Source organism: Streptomyces sp. BK79 (assembly GCF_044142145.1).
Classification (GTDB): domain Bacteria; phylum Actinomycetota; class Actinomycetes; order Streptomycetales; family Streptomycetaceae; genus Streptomyces.
Genome location: NZ_JBHVOC010000025.1, coordinates 101,564 through 113,940, shown reverse-complemented (window position 1 = coordinate 113,940; position 12,377 = coordinate 101,564). Strand labels below are relative to the sequence as shown.

12 protein-coding genes are annotated in these 12,377 nt (G+C 73.1%); 3 read left to right on the top strand and 9 right to left on the bottom strand.

Annotated elements, in window-relative coordinates:
• Window positions 1-4 precede the first annotated feature (4 nt).
• From ACFIF2_RS28650 to ACFIF2_RS28635, 4 genes are all read right to left on the bottom strand, one after another.
• A complete protein-coding gene (locus ACFIF2_RS28650; protein WP_395576123.1) occupies window positions 5-523 on the bottom strand; it encodes a copper chaperone PCu(A)C in 519 nt (172 codons plus the stop codon).
• Window positions 520-1,170, bottom strand: coding sequence for an SCO family protein (locus ACFIF2_RS28645; protein WP_395576122.1), 651 nt, complete (start codon window positions 1,168-1,170; stop codon window positions 520-522). The genes ACFIF2_RS28650 and ACFIF2_RS28645 overlap by 4 nt, the downstream gene beginning before the upstream one ends.
• A 161-nt stretch (window positions 1,171-1,331) precedes the next feature.
• Window positions 1,332-2,102: a YcnI family protein gene (locus ACFIF2_RS28640; RefSeq protein ID WP_395576121.1), complete on the bottom strand. Its 771-nt coding sequence runs from the start codon at window positions 2,100-2,102 to the stop codon at window positions 1,332-1,334.
• 187 nt (window positions 2,103-2,289) lie between these two features.
• Window positions 2,290-3,141: a hypothetical protein gene (locus tag ACFIF2_RS28635; RefSeq protein ID WP_395576120.1), complete on the bottom strand. Its 852-nt coding sequence runs from the start codon at window positions 3,139-3,141 to the stop codon at window positions 2,290-2,292.
• A gap of 232 nt (window positions 3,142-3,373) precedes the next feature.
• Between ACFIF2_RS28635 and ACFIF2_RS28630 the strand changes: the two genes are divergently transcribed.
• On the top strand, window positions 3,374-3,838 hold the full coding sequence (locus ACFIF2_RS28630; RefSeq protein WP_395576119.1) for an ATP-binding protein: 465 nt from the start codon (window positions 3,374-3,376) through the stop codon (window positions 3,836-3,838).
• Window positions 3,839-3,942: 104 nt separating this feature from the next.
• Here ACFIF2_RS28630 and ACFIF2_RS28625 read toward each other — a convergent pair whose 3' ends face one another.
• Window positions 3,943-5,421 carry an aminopeptidase P family protein gene (locus ACFIF2_RS28625; RefSeq protein WP_395576118.1) on the bottom strand — a complete coding sequence of 493 codons (1,479 nt, stop codon included), beginning with the start codon at window positions 5,419-5,421 and terminating at the stop codon, window positions 3,943-3,945.
• A 164-nt stretch (window positions 5,422-5,585) separates the two neighbouring features.
• Window positions 5,586-7,028, bottom strand: a complete 1,443-nt coding sequence (locus ACFIF2_RS28620) for a PP2C family protein-serine/threonine phosphatase (protein ID WP_395576117.1) — start codon at window positions 7,026-7,028, stop codon at window positions 5,586-5,588.
• A gap of 630 nt (window positions 7,029-7,658) precedes the next feature.
• Here ACFIF2_RS28620 and ACFIF2_RS28615 point away from each other — a divergent pair.
• Window positions 7,659-8,324: a bifunctional DNA primase/polymerase gene (locus ACFIF2_RS28615; protein WP_395576116.1), complete on the top strand. Its 666-nt coding sequence runs from the start codon at window positions 7,659-7,661 to the stop codon at window positions 8,322-8,324.
• 55 nt (window positions 8,325-8,379) lie between these two features.
• On the top strand, window positions 8,380-9,159 hold the full coding sequence (locus ACFIF2_RS28610) for a hypothetical protein (protein ID WP_395576115.1): 780 nt from the start codon (window positions 8,380-8,382) through the stop codon (window positions 9,157-9,159).
• Window positions 9,160-9,476: 317 nt separating this feature from the next.
• Here the strand turns inward: ACFIF2_RS28610 and ACFIF2_RS28605 are convergent, their stop codons facing one another.
• The 3 genes from ACFIF2_RS28605 to ACFIF2_RS28595 all read right to left on the bottom strand — a co-directional run bounded on the left by ACFIF2_RS28605 (window position 9,477) and on the right by ACFIF2_RS28595 (window position 12,194).
• Window positions 9,477-10,466, bottom strand: coding sequence for a DUF5926 family protein (locus ACFIF2_RS28605; RefSeq protein WP_395576114.1), 990 nt, complete (start codon window positions 10,464-10,466; stop codon window positions 9,477-9,479).
• Window positions 10,467-10,600: 134 nt separating this feature from the next.
• Complete coding sequence (locus tag ACFIF2_RS28600) at window positions 10,601-11,152, bottom strand: ATP-binding protein (RefSeq protein WP_395576113.1); 552 nt, start codon at window positions 11,150-11,152, stop codon at window positions 10,601-10,603.
• Between the two features lie 214 nt (window positions 11,153-11,366).
• The gene (locus ACFIF2_RS28595; RefSeq protein WP_395576112.1) at window positions 11,367-12,194 is read right to left on the bottom strand and encodes a glycerophosphodiester phosphodiesterase; all 828 of its coding nucleotides are present in this window, start codon (window positions 12,192-12,194) and stop codon (window positions 11,367-11,369) included.
• Window positions 12,195-12,377: the final 183 nt, after the last annotated feature.

The window sequence follows — 12,377 nt, the reverse complement described above, 5'->3', positions numbered from 1 at the left end:
TCCCTCAGTGTCCGGAGTGCTCGGAGTGCTCGGGCTGCCCGGTGGTGGGCCGGTAGGTGGCCGCCTTCACGGGCAGTTCGACGGTGACGGGGTCGGCGTGGGCGAAGCGCAGTTCGACGGAGACCGTCTGTCCCTCCTTGAACCGCTGCTTCAGCCGCTCGAACATCAGGTGGTTGCCGCCGCTCTCGAGCACGAGCTTGCCGTGGGCGGGGATCGGGAGGCGGTCGACCTCCTTCATGGTCCCGTCGACGGTCTCGTGCACGGTGACGTCGCCGGCTTCGCTCGTGACGGAGGTGAGTTCGTCCTTCGCGTCGCCCTCGTTGGTGATGGTGAGGAAGCCCGCCGCCATCGAGTCGGAGACCGGCTGCGGTATGTAGGCGGCGCCGACGGAGAGTTCGGCACCGGCTCCCGACCCGGAGGCGGAGCCGGAGCCGGACCCGGAGTCCGAGTCGCCGCAGCCCGCGAGCACCAGGGCGAGGGCGCCCGTCGCCGTCACGGCGGCGAGAGCGGAACGGGCCTTCACGGGTTCTCCCCCTTGATGAGCTTGGGGAGGTCCTGCGTGTAGTCCTCGACGCCGGCGTCCTCGCCGTAGAGGACGTAGCCCGCGTCGGACTTCGGGGAGAAGGCGACGACCTGGGTGCCGTGCGTCGAGACGATCTTGCCGTCCTTGTCCTTGGTCGGCGGGTCGATGGAGATGCCGAGGGTGCGGGCGCCGGCCTGGACGGTGTCGAAGTCGCCGGTGAGGCCGACGATCTGCGGGTCGATGCCCTTGAGCCACTTGCCGAGGGCGGCCGGGGTGTCCCGTTCCGGGTCGGTGGTGACGAACACGACGCGGAGCTGGTCCTGCTCGGCCTGGGACAGCTCCTTCTTGGCCACGGCGATGTTGTTCATGGTCAGGGGGCAGACGTCGGGGCAGTGGGTGTAGCCGAAGTAGATCAGCGTGGGCTTGCCGGCGGTCTGCTCGCGGAGGTCGTATTTCTTGCCCTGGGTGTCGGTGAGGACCAGGTCGGGCTTCTCGAAGGGCTTGTCGAGGAGGGTGGCGGCCTGTCGGCCGGTGTCCTCGGAGACCACGGCGACGGGCTTGTCGCTGTCGGCGCCGCTGCCGCAGGCGGAGAGGGTCAGGGAGGCGGCGGCCAGCAGGGCGGCCGCGGCGAACGTCTTCTTGCGCATAGAGAAATGTCCCAGATGTGAGGTGCTCCGGTGTGCACCGGGGCCGTCCCGCCGGAGGGCGGAGGAGCCCCGGTGCACACCGGACGAGAGGTCGCGCCGGCGGTGGCACCGCGACGCACCGGCGTGGGCGTCGCGGTGCCGGGGTGCTGGCGCGGGCGTCGTCAGGCCGAGGTGCCGGCGTCGCGACGCCGGCCGGCCAGCACGCCGTACGCGACGCCCGCGACGCCGACGACGATGCCGACGGTGCCGAGGACGCGGGCGGTGGTGTCGGTGCCATCGCCGGAACCGGAGTCCGAGGAGGAGGCGTCGGCGGCGGTGTTCTGCGCCGCGGCCTCGGTGTCGTCACTGGCCTCGGCGTCGTCGGACTTGGCGCCCGACGCGCCGTGGTGGTCGTCCTCGGCGGCGGACAGCTTCAGTACGGGCGCCGGTGCCTCGGGCTCCTCCTGGCCCTCCTGCGGCACCTCGATCCAGCGGACGACCTCCTTGTTGGAGTACGTCTGGATCGCCTTGAACACCAGCTCGTCGGTGTCCTCGGGCAGCGCGCCGAGGGAGACGGGGAACTTCTGGAAGTAGCCGGGTTCGATGCCCTTGCCGTCGGCGGTCCAGGTCACCTTGGTGACGGCCTCGGTGAGCTTCTCGCCGTGCGACTCCAGGGGCTTGTCCAGCTTGGACTTGGTGACCTCGGCCTTCCAGCCCGGCACCGGCTGCGGCATCACGGACGCCAGCGGGTGGTCGGTGGGGAAGTTGACCTCCAGCTTGGTGGTGGAGGCGTTGTCGCGTTCGTTGGGGACCTTGAAGTTGACGGTCGCGTAGCCGCCCTTGGCGGCCGCGCCCTCCGGCTGCACGCTGACGTGCGCGAAGGCGGGGGCGGACAGGGCGAGGACGGCGATGCCGGAAACGGCGCCGACGGCGGCGATACGGGAAGCCTTCATGGACGGAGCACTCCGCTCGGGTGGGTCACCGGGGCTGCCCGGTGACGCGGTGGTCGGGAGGGATGCGCGCACGCGCGCGTGCCGCACGACGGCGGCCCCTCCGGACTCCGGCCGCCGGGGGCGCGCCGACGGGCAGAACCGTCGGGCGGGATCCGATGGGCGTGAGCGGGGTGGTGGTCGCGTCGTGTCAGGCGGTGAGGGCGAACACGTCGCTCGGCGGGCCGCGCCTGATCACCGTGTGCTGGAGCGTGGTGGTGTGCGGCCCGGGCGTCACCAGCCGGGCGGTGTGCGGCGGGCGCGGGCCGGTGCCGGGCGCGCCGGCGAGCCCGGCGTGCAGGGTGCGCACCAGGGAGAGCGCCGCGCGCAGGGCACGGACGAGGGCCGCCTCGGCCACCGAGTGGGCCGACTGCGCCGAGAGTTCGACGAGCCGGGCCAGGGCCAGGTCGCCGCGCCGCAGCAGCCAGCCGGTGGCCAGGGCGGCGAGGAGGTGGCCGAGCAGCATCGGCAGGGACGGCAGCAGCGAGGCCGGGGTGCCCGCCGCGGCCAGCGCGTCGGCGGGGTGGTGCGCCGCGGCGGTGTGGGCGTCCGGGGCGATCCGCGCGTCGGCGAGGATGCGCTCGGCCTGGGCCGGGCTGATCGCCGCCGCGGTCGTCCCGCAGACCAGCCGGGCCGCCTGCTGGACCAGCGAGGCGTCGGACAGCGCGCCCGGACCGCCGGCGGCGGACGCGGCCGCCGTACCGGACGCCGTGACCGCGGTGGTGCCGTGCTGGCCCAGTCCGAACAGGGCGTGCAGCGCGGTCTGTCCGGCGGTGAGCAGCACCGCGATGCCGGGCAGCGAGCGCCGGCGTCCGGCGAGGGGTGCGGCGACCAGGACCGCCCCGAGGAATCCCGCCCCCAGCGACCACAGCGGAACGGCGGCGCAGGAGGCGAGGGTGTGCCCCGCCGCGGCCAGCACGACGCAGACCGCGGCGAACACCGCGGCCCGCAGGATCCGGAGATCGTTTCCGGAGCGCGCCGTTGGCGGGTGGGGGGCAGTCATGGCGGCCTCATCATCGCACTGGCGCCCCCCGCGCCGTACGGCAGGTCCACAAGATGCCGTACGACCGAAGAGGACCGGAAGATCACCTTCTGGTGTGAGCCGTCCCGCATACACCGTTCGGCGGGACGGAGACATCCGCCATATGGGGGGTCTGACGCGAACACCGCGCTTATGTCCGGCCACGAGGGGCAATACGTAACGGTATGTCGAGCCGCGGCCGGGAGGCTGGAGCATGAGCATCTGGTGGTCACTCCATTTGCGGCGCGAGGCTGCGAGCGTGCCCCTGGCCCGCCGCCTGCTGATCGGCACCATGGAGACCGCGGGCGTCGACCCGGACATCTCCTTCGATCTCTCCGTGGCCCTGAGCGAGGCCTGCGCGAACGCCGTCGAGCACGGCGGGGGCGACGAGAGCGGCGGTTCCTCCCAGGCGTACCGCGTCACGGCCTACCTCGACGGCGAGCTGTGCCGCATCGAGGTCGCGGACACGGGTCCCGGCTTCCCCGCGGCGGCGGTGGGGCGGCCGCAGGGCGCGGCACGGCAGGTGGCCGCGGACGCCGAGGACGGACGCGGTCTGTGCCTCATCCGGGAGCTCGCCGACCACGTGCACTTCGGCAGCGCGCCGGGCCGGGCGGGGGCCGTCGTGAGCTTCGACAAGATCCTCAAGTGGCGCGAGGACGCTCCGCTGGTGGCGGTCTGACGTCACCTTCCGGACACGCCGGTCATACAACGCCGGTCAAACCAGGGGGCGCCCCCATACGCCGACGGCCGGGCACCGTGAGGGCCCGGCCGTCGGGGCGGAGGTCAGCCCTTCAGGGCGGCCATCCACTCCTCGACCTCGTCCGACCGGCGCGGCAGCGCGGCGGACAGGTTCCGGTTGCCGTCCGCGGTGACGAGGATGTCGTCCTCGATGCGCACGCCGATGCCCCGGTACTCCTCGGGCACGGTCAGGTCGTCGGTCTGGAAGTAGAGACCCGGCTCGACGGTGAGCACCATGCCGGGCTCCAGCGTGCCGTCGACGTAGGACTCCACGCGCGCGGCGGCGCAGTCGTGGACGTCCATGCCGAGCATGTGGCCGGTGCCGTGCAGGGTCCAGCGGCGCTGCAGGCCCAGCTCCAGCACCCGCTCGACGGGGCCGTCGACCAGGCCCCACTCGACGAGCCGCTCGGCCAGCACGCGCTGGGACGCGTCGTGGAAGTCGCGGTACTTGGCACCGGGCTTCACCGCCGCGATGCCGGCCTCCTGGGCGTCGTACACGGCGTCGTAGATCTTCTTCTGCAGCTCGCTGTAGCGGCCGTTGATCGGCAGCGTGCGCGTGACGTCCGCGGTGTAGTACGTGTGCGTCTCCACGCCCGCGTCGAGCAGCAGCAGGTCGCCGGAGCGGACCGGGCCGTCGTTGCGGACCCAGTGCAGGGTGCAGGCGTGCGGGCCGGCGGCGGCGATGGTGCCGTAACCGACGTCGTTGCCCTCCACCCGCGCGCGGAGGAAGAAGGTGCCCTCGATGTAGCGCTCGCTGGTCACCTCGGCCTTGTCGAGGACCTTCACGACGTCCTCGAAGCCGCGGACGGTGGAGTCGACGGCCTTCTGCAGCTCGCCGATCTCGAACTCGTCCTTGACCAGGCGGGCCTCGGAGAGGAAGACGCGCAGTTCCTCGTCGCGCTCGGCGGTGACCTTGTCGGTCAGGGCCGCCTCGACGCCGGCGTCGTGGCCGCGCACGACGCGTACCGGGCCGGTGGCCTCGCGCAGGCTGCCGGCCAGTTCGCGGACGTCGGAGGCGGGGATGCCGTACAGCTTCTCGGCCTCGGTGAGGGAGTGGCGGCGGCCGACCCACAGCTCACCCTGGCCGTCGAGCCAGAACTCGCCGTTCTCGCGGTCGGAGCGCGGCAGGAGGTAGAGGGTCGCGGTGTGGCCGCCGCCCTCGGGTTCCATGACCAGGACGCCGTCCTCGGTCTGGTTGCCGGTGAGGTAGGCGTACTCGACGGAGGCGCGGAAGGCGTACTCCGTGTCGTTCGAGCGGGTCTTCAGGTTGCCCGCGGGGATCACCAGGCGCTCGCCCGGGAAGCGGGCGGACAGCGCGGCGCGGCGGGCGGCGGTCTCGGCGGCCTGGGCGATCGGCTCCAGGTCGCGCAGCTCCGTGTCGGCCCAGCCGGACTGCATGTTCTCGGCCAGTTCGTCGGACACGCCCGGGTACAGGCCGTTCTTGCGCTGCTTGATCGGCTCCTCGGTCTCGTTCTCCGAGTTCTCCGGGTTCTCCGGGTTCTCCGGGGTGAGCTCCTCCGCCACGGTCATCCTCCTTGATACGGCACTGGACCGCCCCCCATCGTACGGTCGTACGGAAGGGGGCCCAGGGTCCAAGGGCCTGTTACACGGAGGTACTACCGTCCGTTATGCGGGACATCCGGGGAGTCAGTGACCGCTATGCGGACCCCGCTCCGAGGGCCGGGCCGTCACTCGAAGCGGACCGCGAGCAGCACCACGTCCTCCTCGGAGTCGGCCTCGGCCGCCCCGTCGGGCAGGGCCGTGCGCAGGACGTGCTCGGCGACGGCGTCCGGATCCTGGCGCTTGGCCCGGGGGACGCTCGCCGCCGCCGCGTGCAGCCGGGCGAAGGCGCGGTCGGCCGGGTCGCCGGTGCGGTGCAGCAGCCCGTCGGTGTACAGCAGGACGGTCTCGCCCGGTTCGGCCTGGAACTCCACGCTCGGCGCCTCCCAGCAGGCGAGCATGCCGAGCGGCGCGGAGACGGAGGTCTCGACGTACTCGGTGCGCCGCTCCCCGATCAGCAGCGGCGGGCTGTGTCCGGCGCCGGCCAGCGTGATCCGGCGCAGCGCGGGCTCGCAGTAGCCGAAGAGGGCGGTGGCCGAGCGGGCGGGCTCGGTGAGCCGCAGCAACAGCTCCAGGTCGGACAGGACGGCGACCGGGTCCTCGCCCTCCATGACGGCGTACGCCCGCAGGGAGGCGCGCAGTCGTCCCATCGCGGCGACCGCGCTGGGTCCGGAACCGGTGACGGACCCGACCGCGAGGCCGAGCGCGGCGTCCGGCAGGGGCAGCGCGTCGTACCAGTCGCCGCCGCCGCGTGGACCGGTGCGGTGCCGGGCGGCGAGCTGGACGCCGGGCACCCGCGGCAGGCGGGAGGGCAGCAGTTCCTCGGCCATGGTCGCCATGCGCGCGCGTGTGCGCTCGACCTCCAGGAGGCGGGCCAGGTGCTGGGCGGCGTACCGGACGTAGAGGCCGGCGAGGTGGCGGGGCCGCTCGCCCGGTTCGGCCGGCTCGTCGTAGAGCCATACGGCGGCTCCCAGCCGCCCGGTGCCTTCGGTGGTCAGGGGGAGCGCGTAGCTGGCCGCGTAGCCGAGGCGGGTGGCGACCTCGCGGTGGCGGGGGTCGAGGCCCGTCTCGGCGAACAGGTCGGGCTCGGCGATCCCGCCCTCGCCCACGGGCAGTCCGTCCAGGATGGGCCCGTACGACAGGCAGCCGCGGGGCACGGTCTCTAGGTGGCCGAGATCGGCGCGGGTCAGTCCGAGGCCCACGGTGCTCTTCGGTCCGAGTCCGTCGGCCGGTTCGATGACGACGAGGCCGCGCCGCGCGCCCACCAGGGCGGCCCCGGCGCGCAGCACCTCCTGGAGGGCTTCGGGGAGGGAGTCCGTGCGGACCAGGCGTTCGGTCAGCTCGTGCAGGGTCGTGAGGTCCGACACCCAGCCGGCCAGACGGTCCTGGAGCAGGGCGCCCGGGGCGCAGCCCGCGCCCGGCGTGTCCGTGGCCGCGGCGGAGTCCACGGCGTCCGCGCCGTCCGGCGGGGCGGCCGGGGAAGCGCCCGGGCCGGCGGGCGCGACAGTGTGTGCGGGGGACGGAACCGTTGAATCGATTCCGGCCACTTTCGCAGGGTGCGGGGCGTTCATGGCGTCCGGCCTCCCGACCGGCGCTTACTGCTCAAAAGCATCGCAAACCCCCATGTCATTCTGCGCCGCTAGCAGTGCCTCCACATGTACACGCACTCGTGAGGAGATGTCCAGCATTGTCCTGCTGGGATTCCTGGTGTCCGTGGGGTGTCGGAGGCTTCTCTCTCGACCTCTTGCGGAAATGCGAATTTGGCTTGAAACTGCCCCAGAGGACGGCTTGTTGCGGTCGACTGGGGGTGCTTCACGGAGCGTCACAGCGGTCGTGATGGGTACGTACTCGGAGAAGGCCAGGGGTGGTTGGGGGCCACCCGGAACCTGGCGGAGGACCCGGGCGTCCTATCCACCGACGACCGTGCCCCATCCTCCCGTGGCGGAGGCGGAGAGAAATACGCCGCACGGCAAAACGCCAGACTTCGCCACCCCCGCGCCACGCCCATGCTTTTGACAGACGCAGTGTGGACGGAACCGCCACGGACGCAGTCAGTGCTCGGCCCACAGGGGTTCCCCTTGCCCTTGTTGCCCTTGGCAGGGGTGTGATGCGCCACCAGCTACGCACAGCGAAGAGATCGACACATGGTGTGATGTGACCACGGTGTTGCCCAGGCGTGCAACGGAAAGGAACGAGCGCTCATGCGCGAGATCCTCGGAAGGCGACGCAGGCTCTTGTCCCAGCACGACGACGGGCGGCCTGAGCTCATCGGCGCGGCCCTGACCTACGCGACGCGATGGCAGTGGCCCGTACTCCCGGGCGCGGCGACGGACCCGGGGGCGCGGTCGCGCTGCGGCTGTCCCGACCCCGAGTGCACGGTGCCGGGCGCGCACCCCTTCGACCCCGGCCTCCTCGCGGCCACCACCGACGCCCGCATGGTGCGCTGGTGGTGGACCAACCGGCCCACCGCGCCGATCGTGCTGGCCACCGGGGGCAGCGCCCCGTGCGCGGTCTCCCTGCCCGCCTTGCCGGCCGCCCAGGCCCTGGCCGCGCTCGACCGCGCCGGTCTGCGGACCGGCCCGGTCGTCGCCTCGCCCACCCGCTGGTCGCTGCTGGTCAGGCCGTACTCCATGGAGCAGCTTGGCGAGCTGCTGTACGCCAAGGACTTCGTCCCCGGCTCCCTGCGGTTCCACGGCGAGGGCGGTTATCTCGCGCTGCCGCCGTCCGAGACCGGCCAGGGCGGCGTCCGCTGGGAGCGGGCTCCGCTGCCCGGCTCCGCCTCGCCCTGGGTGCCGGACGTGGAGGCCGTCGTGGACGCGGTGGTCGACGCCCTCACTCGTACGGGTGTGAGCGCGCCCGAGTTCTAGGATTCTGCGGCGCGCGCGGAGTCCGCGCCCGCCCGGGGTCGTTATCGTCCGCCCCATGCCGCTTCATGCAGGGGAGCACCGCGTGTCCAGGCCGCACCGCGCGGGACCGCGCCGCGGCCGGCCGGACCGCCGGCGGATCCGGCTGTACGGGCTCACCGGTGTCGTGGTGTGCGCGGTCGTGCTGCCGTTCGCCGTGGCGTCCGCGGGGCCCTCGGACGATCGTGAGGACGCGGCCCCGGCGGCCGTCCCGCTCCTCCCGCGGGGCGGTGACGGCAAGGCGTCCGCCGGGGCCGAACGCGGCCCGGCCGTCCGCTCCCCGCTGCCGCCCGGACCGGCCACCGCCGTGCGCTGCGGTCCCGAACTCACCTCGCCGGAGGGCGTCGAGGCGCAGACCTGCGTCCTGACCCAGGGGCCGGAGACCTGGGCGCGCACCTACTACCGCAACGCGACCGGTGGCCCGCTGGAGTCCGTCCTGAGCCTCATGGGGCCCGAAGGGCGCAGTGTGCGGATGCGCTGCGTGGTGGGCGCCGAGGACGCGCCGGGTACCTGCGAGACGCCCCGGGAGCGTCTGCGGGGCGGGCCGGCCCAGTACACGGCGGTCGCGGAGTTCGCGGCCCGCGCCGGGTACGGGCGGCTGCTGCTGCGCACCGGCAGCAACGGAGGCGGCGAGGCGGGCGACGGGAGCGAGGGGAGCGACGGGAGCGACGGGGGTCACGGCGACGCCGGCGGTGTCGACGGCGGCGGCGGAGGTGCCGAGGCCGGGGCCGGGGCTGGGGCTGGGACCGGAGCGGCCGACGGCGTCGGGGTCAACTCGCCTTCGGAAACGGGGAGTTGACGGGCGACTGCGGTGCGTGCGCGATCGGGCGCATGGAAAGACCCGGTTGCTGGCGACGGGGGATGCACCAGCAACCGGGCTACTCGAACGGTAACAAGAGATCGGCGGTTAGCAAATTCGATCTCTTGTTTTCCGGTCACCGATTGGCCTGTCTACGCGGGGAGTTGTGACGGGAGTCACGTGTCCCCAGGGTCAGGACTCCGGCTGACCAGTCGGTCAGCCGGCCCGGACCGGACGGTGAGCCGTCCCCGACCGGACGGTGAGCCGGTCCGGACCGGGCGGCGGGACGGTCCGGGCGGGAAGGCCCGGGCGAGGCGTCAGCTGAGGGTGACCTGGCGGTTGGTCAGACCGCCCCGTGCCCGGCGCTCGTCCGGGGTGAGGGGGGTGTCCGCGGCCAGGGCCTCGGCGAGGCGCTCGGCGAACTCGGCCGCCGGCTTCTCGATGTCCTGCGCGGTGACCTCGCTCGGCAGGTCCCACACCGGGACGGTGAGCCCGTGCGCCCGGAAGGAGCCGACCAGGCGGGTGCCCTCGCCGAGGGACGACCGGCCCGCCGCGTGCAGCCGGGCGAGGGCGTCCAGCAACCGCTCCTCCTCGTGCGGCATGACCCAGCGCAGGTGGTTCTTCTCCGGGGTCTCGCACCAGTACGCCGCGTCCAGGCCCTCCAGCCGGACGGTCGGGATCGCCGCGGCGTTGGCCCGCTCCAGGGAGGCGGCCACCTCCGGCGTGGCGTTCTCCGGGTCCGGAACCCAGAACTCGAAGCCTTCGTGCACCGCCGGCTCGAACGCCCCCTCGGGAGCGAGCAGGTCCTGGAGCCGTGGACCGTCGGCCGGCGCGCGGCGGCCCTGCACCGGGGTGCCCGGCTGGGCCGTCAGCGCCCGCTGGAGGGTGTCGGCGAGGTCGCGGCTGATGTCGCCCGACGCCGTGTCGTTCTGGAGGCCGAGCAGGACCGAGCCGTCGTCGCGGCGCAGGGCCGGCCAGGCCATCGGCAGCACCGTGGCCAGGGTGACGGAGGGGACGTCCTCCGGCAGGCCGTCCTTCAGGGTCAGCTCGACCGTGGCCGCCGGCACCAGCTCGCGCAGGGCGACCCAGTCGCACTCGCCGGGCAGGCCCTCGAAGGGCCGCTGCACCAGCTCGGTCGTGGCATGCGCGGCGGCCCGGCCGTGGCAGGCCTTGTAGCGGCGGCCGCTGCCGCAGGGGCAGGGCTCGCGGGCGCCGACGACCGGAACGTGCCCATCGGCGCCTGCGGCGCGGGCGCCCTCGCCGGGCTGGGGGCGCTTGGCCTTCGTCTGGGGTCGCTTCTTGGCCATCGTGGGTGTCTCCCGGTTGCGGCTCATTCGGTACGGCGCGAGCCTAGCCGCTCACACCCCGGCCGACGGGACCCTGTGGACAAGGGGCCACCTGTGGACGACCCGCCCCGGAGCCACCGGTGGGGGCCGTCGACTCAGCCCACGTCGTCGAACGCGTCCGCGAAGTCCAGGCCGGGGATCTCCGACACCGCCGGTGCCGTGATCCGGGATGCGAAGTCGTCGCGGCGGTGCCCGGCGTCCGGGGCGTGCACGTCGTCGTGGACGACGACCCAGACCGTGACCTCTCCGCGGACGTCGTCCCGTACGCCCCAGTCGTCGGCGAGCGCGGTGATGATGTTCAGGCCGCGGCCGCCGTGCGCGGTGACCGACGGGGTCGCCGGGGTCGGGCGGGTCGGACCGCCGCCGTCCGTGACCTCCACGACCAGCCGGCCGCCCGCGTCCACCTGCCACCCGGCGCGTACGTCGCCGTCACCGGCGAGGGCGTCGCCCAGCGGCCGACCGTGCTTGCACGCGTTGCTCAAGAGTTCGGACAGGATCAATACGGCGTCGTCGATGACCGATTCCGCCACACCGCCGCTGCGCAACTGCTCCCGCATGCGGTGTCTCGCTTTCCCCACGCCCGCAGGGCCATGGGGAACGGCCATGCACGACGACGTGGGCACCTTCTGTGCCACCACCAACGCCACCCCCGAGACCTCCTTCGCCCCACGCCACGGTGTGGATGCCCTTCTGGCCTGAACCGGAAACCGGCCGGTCGCCGCCCAGTGACGCATTCGACACGGCCGAACACGCACCGAACGCGCCGGAGCACTCCCCGTAATCACATGGCTGGATCTCGCCGGTGTGGCCGAGAACGGAGGATGGGGCAGCCGGGCCGACGGGTCAAGACCTCCGGCCGAATCAGCGGCCCAGGTGCTCCAGCACTCCGCGCGGCCGGTTGGTGATGATGGCGTCGACCCCCAGGCCGACGCAGAGATCGACGTCCTCGGTCTCGTTCACGGTCCACACGTGCACCTGGTGACCGGCCCGCTTCAGGCGCTCGATGTAGGCGGGGTGGTTGCGCACGATCCGGATCGAGGGGCCCGCGATCCGGACACCCGCGGGCAGCCGCCCGTCACGCAGCCGGGGCGAGACGAACTGCATGAGGTAGACCGTCGGCAGGGTCGGCGACGCGGCCCGTACCCGGTGCAGCGAGCGGGCCGAGAAGCTCATCACCCGCACCGGGGACTCGGCGGCCGAGGCCGGGGCGTCGAGTCCGAACCGCTTCAGGAGCACCAGCAACCGCTCCTCCACCTGCCCCGCCCACCGCGTGGGGTGCTTGGTCTCGATGGCCAGCTCCACCCGCCGCCCCGCGTCGGAGACCAGCTGGAGCAGCCGCTCCAGGGTCAGTACGGAGGTCTCCTCGCGGTCCTCGGGCCGGTGCTCCCAGTCGGGCTGCTCGTCGCGCGTCCGCCAGAACTCGCGGGTCCGGCGGGCGCCGAAGTCCAGCGCGGCCAGGTCGGCGAGCTCCAGCGCCGACACCGCGCCGCGGCCGTTGGACGTACGGTTGACGCGCCAGTCGTGGACGCAGACGAGATGGCCGTCGGCGGTCAGGCGCACATCGCACTCGAGGGCGTCCGCCCCGTCCTCGATCGCCTTCCGGTACGCGGCCAGGGTGTGCTCGGGCGCCTCCTCGGAGGCTCCCCGGTGGGCGACGACCTGGATCCGGTGCTGTCGTGCGTGGGTCACCGCGTCATGGTGCCACCGCCTACGGGTAGACGTGCCCTCGGAGTCATCGCGAGTGCGTCCGTTTAGTCTTGGATGACCCATGTAAAGGCCGATCGCGAACCCACAGCAACCGCTTATGGTGCTCTGACGGCCCGTGGGAAAAGCTGATGGCATACGAAAACACTGCACATCCGCGTCGCGCCG

Excerpts from the sequence above, each read along its gene's own strand:
- ACFIF2_RS28620 (WP_395576117.1), bottom strand. The coding sequence starts at position 7,028 with ATGAACGCCCCGCACCCTGCGAAAGTGGCCGGAATCGATTCAACGGTT.
- ACFIF2_RS28610 (WP_395576115.1), top strand. The coding sequence starts at position 8,380 with ATGCCGCTTCATGCAGGGGAGCACCGCGTGTCCAGGCCGCACCGCGCG.
- ACFIF2_RS28630 (WP_395576119.1), top strand. The coding sequence starts at position 3,374 with ATGAGCATCTGGTGGTCACTCCATTTGCGGCGCGAGGCTGCGAGCGTG.
- ACFIF2_RS28605 (WP_395576114.1), bottom strand. The coding sequence starts at position 10,466 with ATGGCCAAGAAGCGACCCCAGACGAAGGCCAAGCGCCCCCAGCCCGGC.
- ACFIF2_RS28635 (WP_395576120.1), bottom strand. The coding sequence starts at position 3,141 with ATGACTGCCCCCCACCCGCCAACGGCGCGCTCCGGAAACGATCTCCGG.
- ACFIF2_RS28615 (WP_395576116.1), top strand. The coding sequence starts at position 7,659 with ATGCGCGAGATCCTCGGAAGGCGACGCAGGCTCTTGTCCCAGCACGAC.
- ACFIF2_RS28640 (WP_395576121.1), bottom strand. The coding sequence starts at position 2,102 with ATGAAGGCTTCCCGTATCGCCGCCGTCGGCGCCGTTTCCGGCATCGCC.
- ACFIF2_RS28645 (WP_395576122.1), bottom strand. The coding sequence starts at position 1,170 with ATGCGCAAGAAGACGTTCGCCGCGGCCGCCCTGCTGGCCGCCGCCTCC.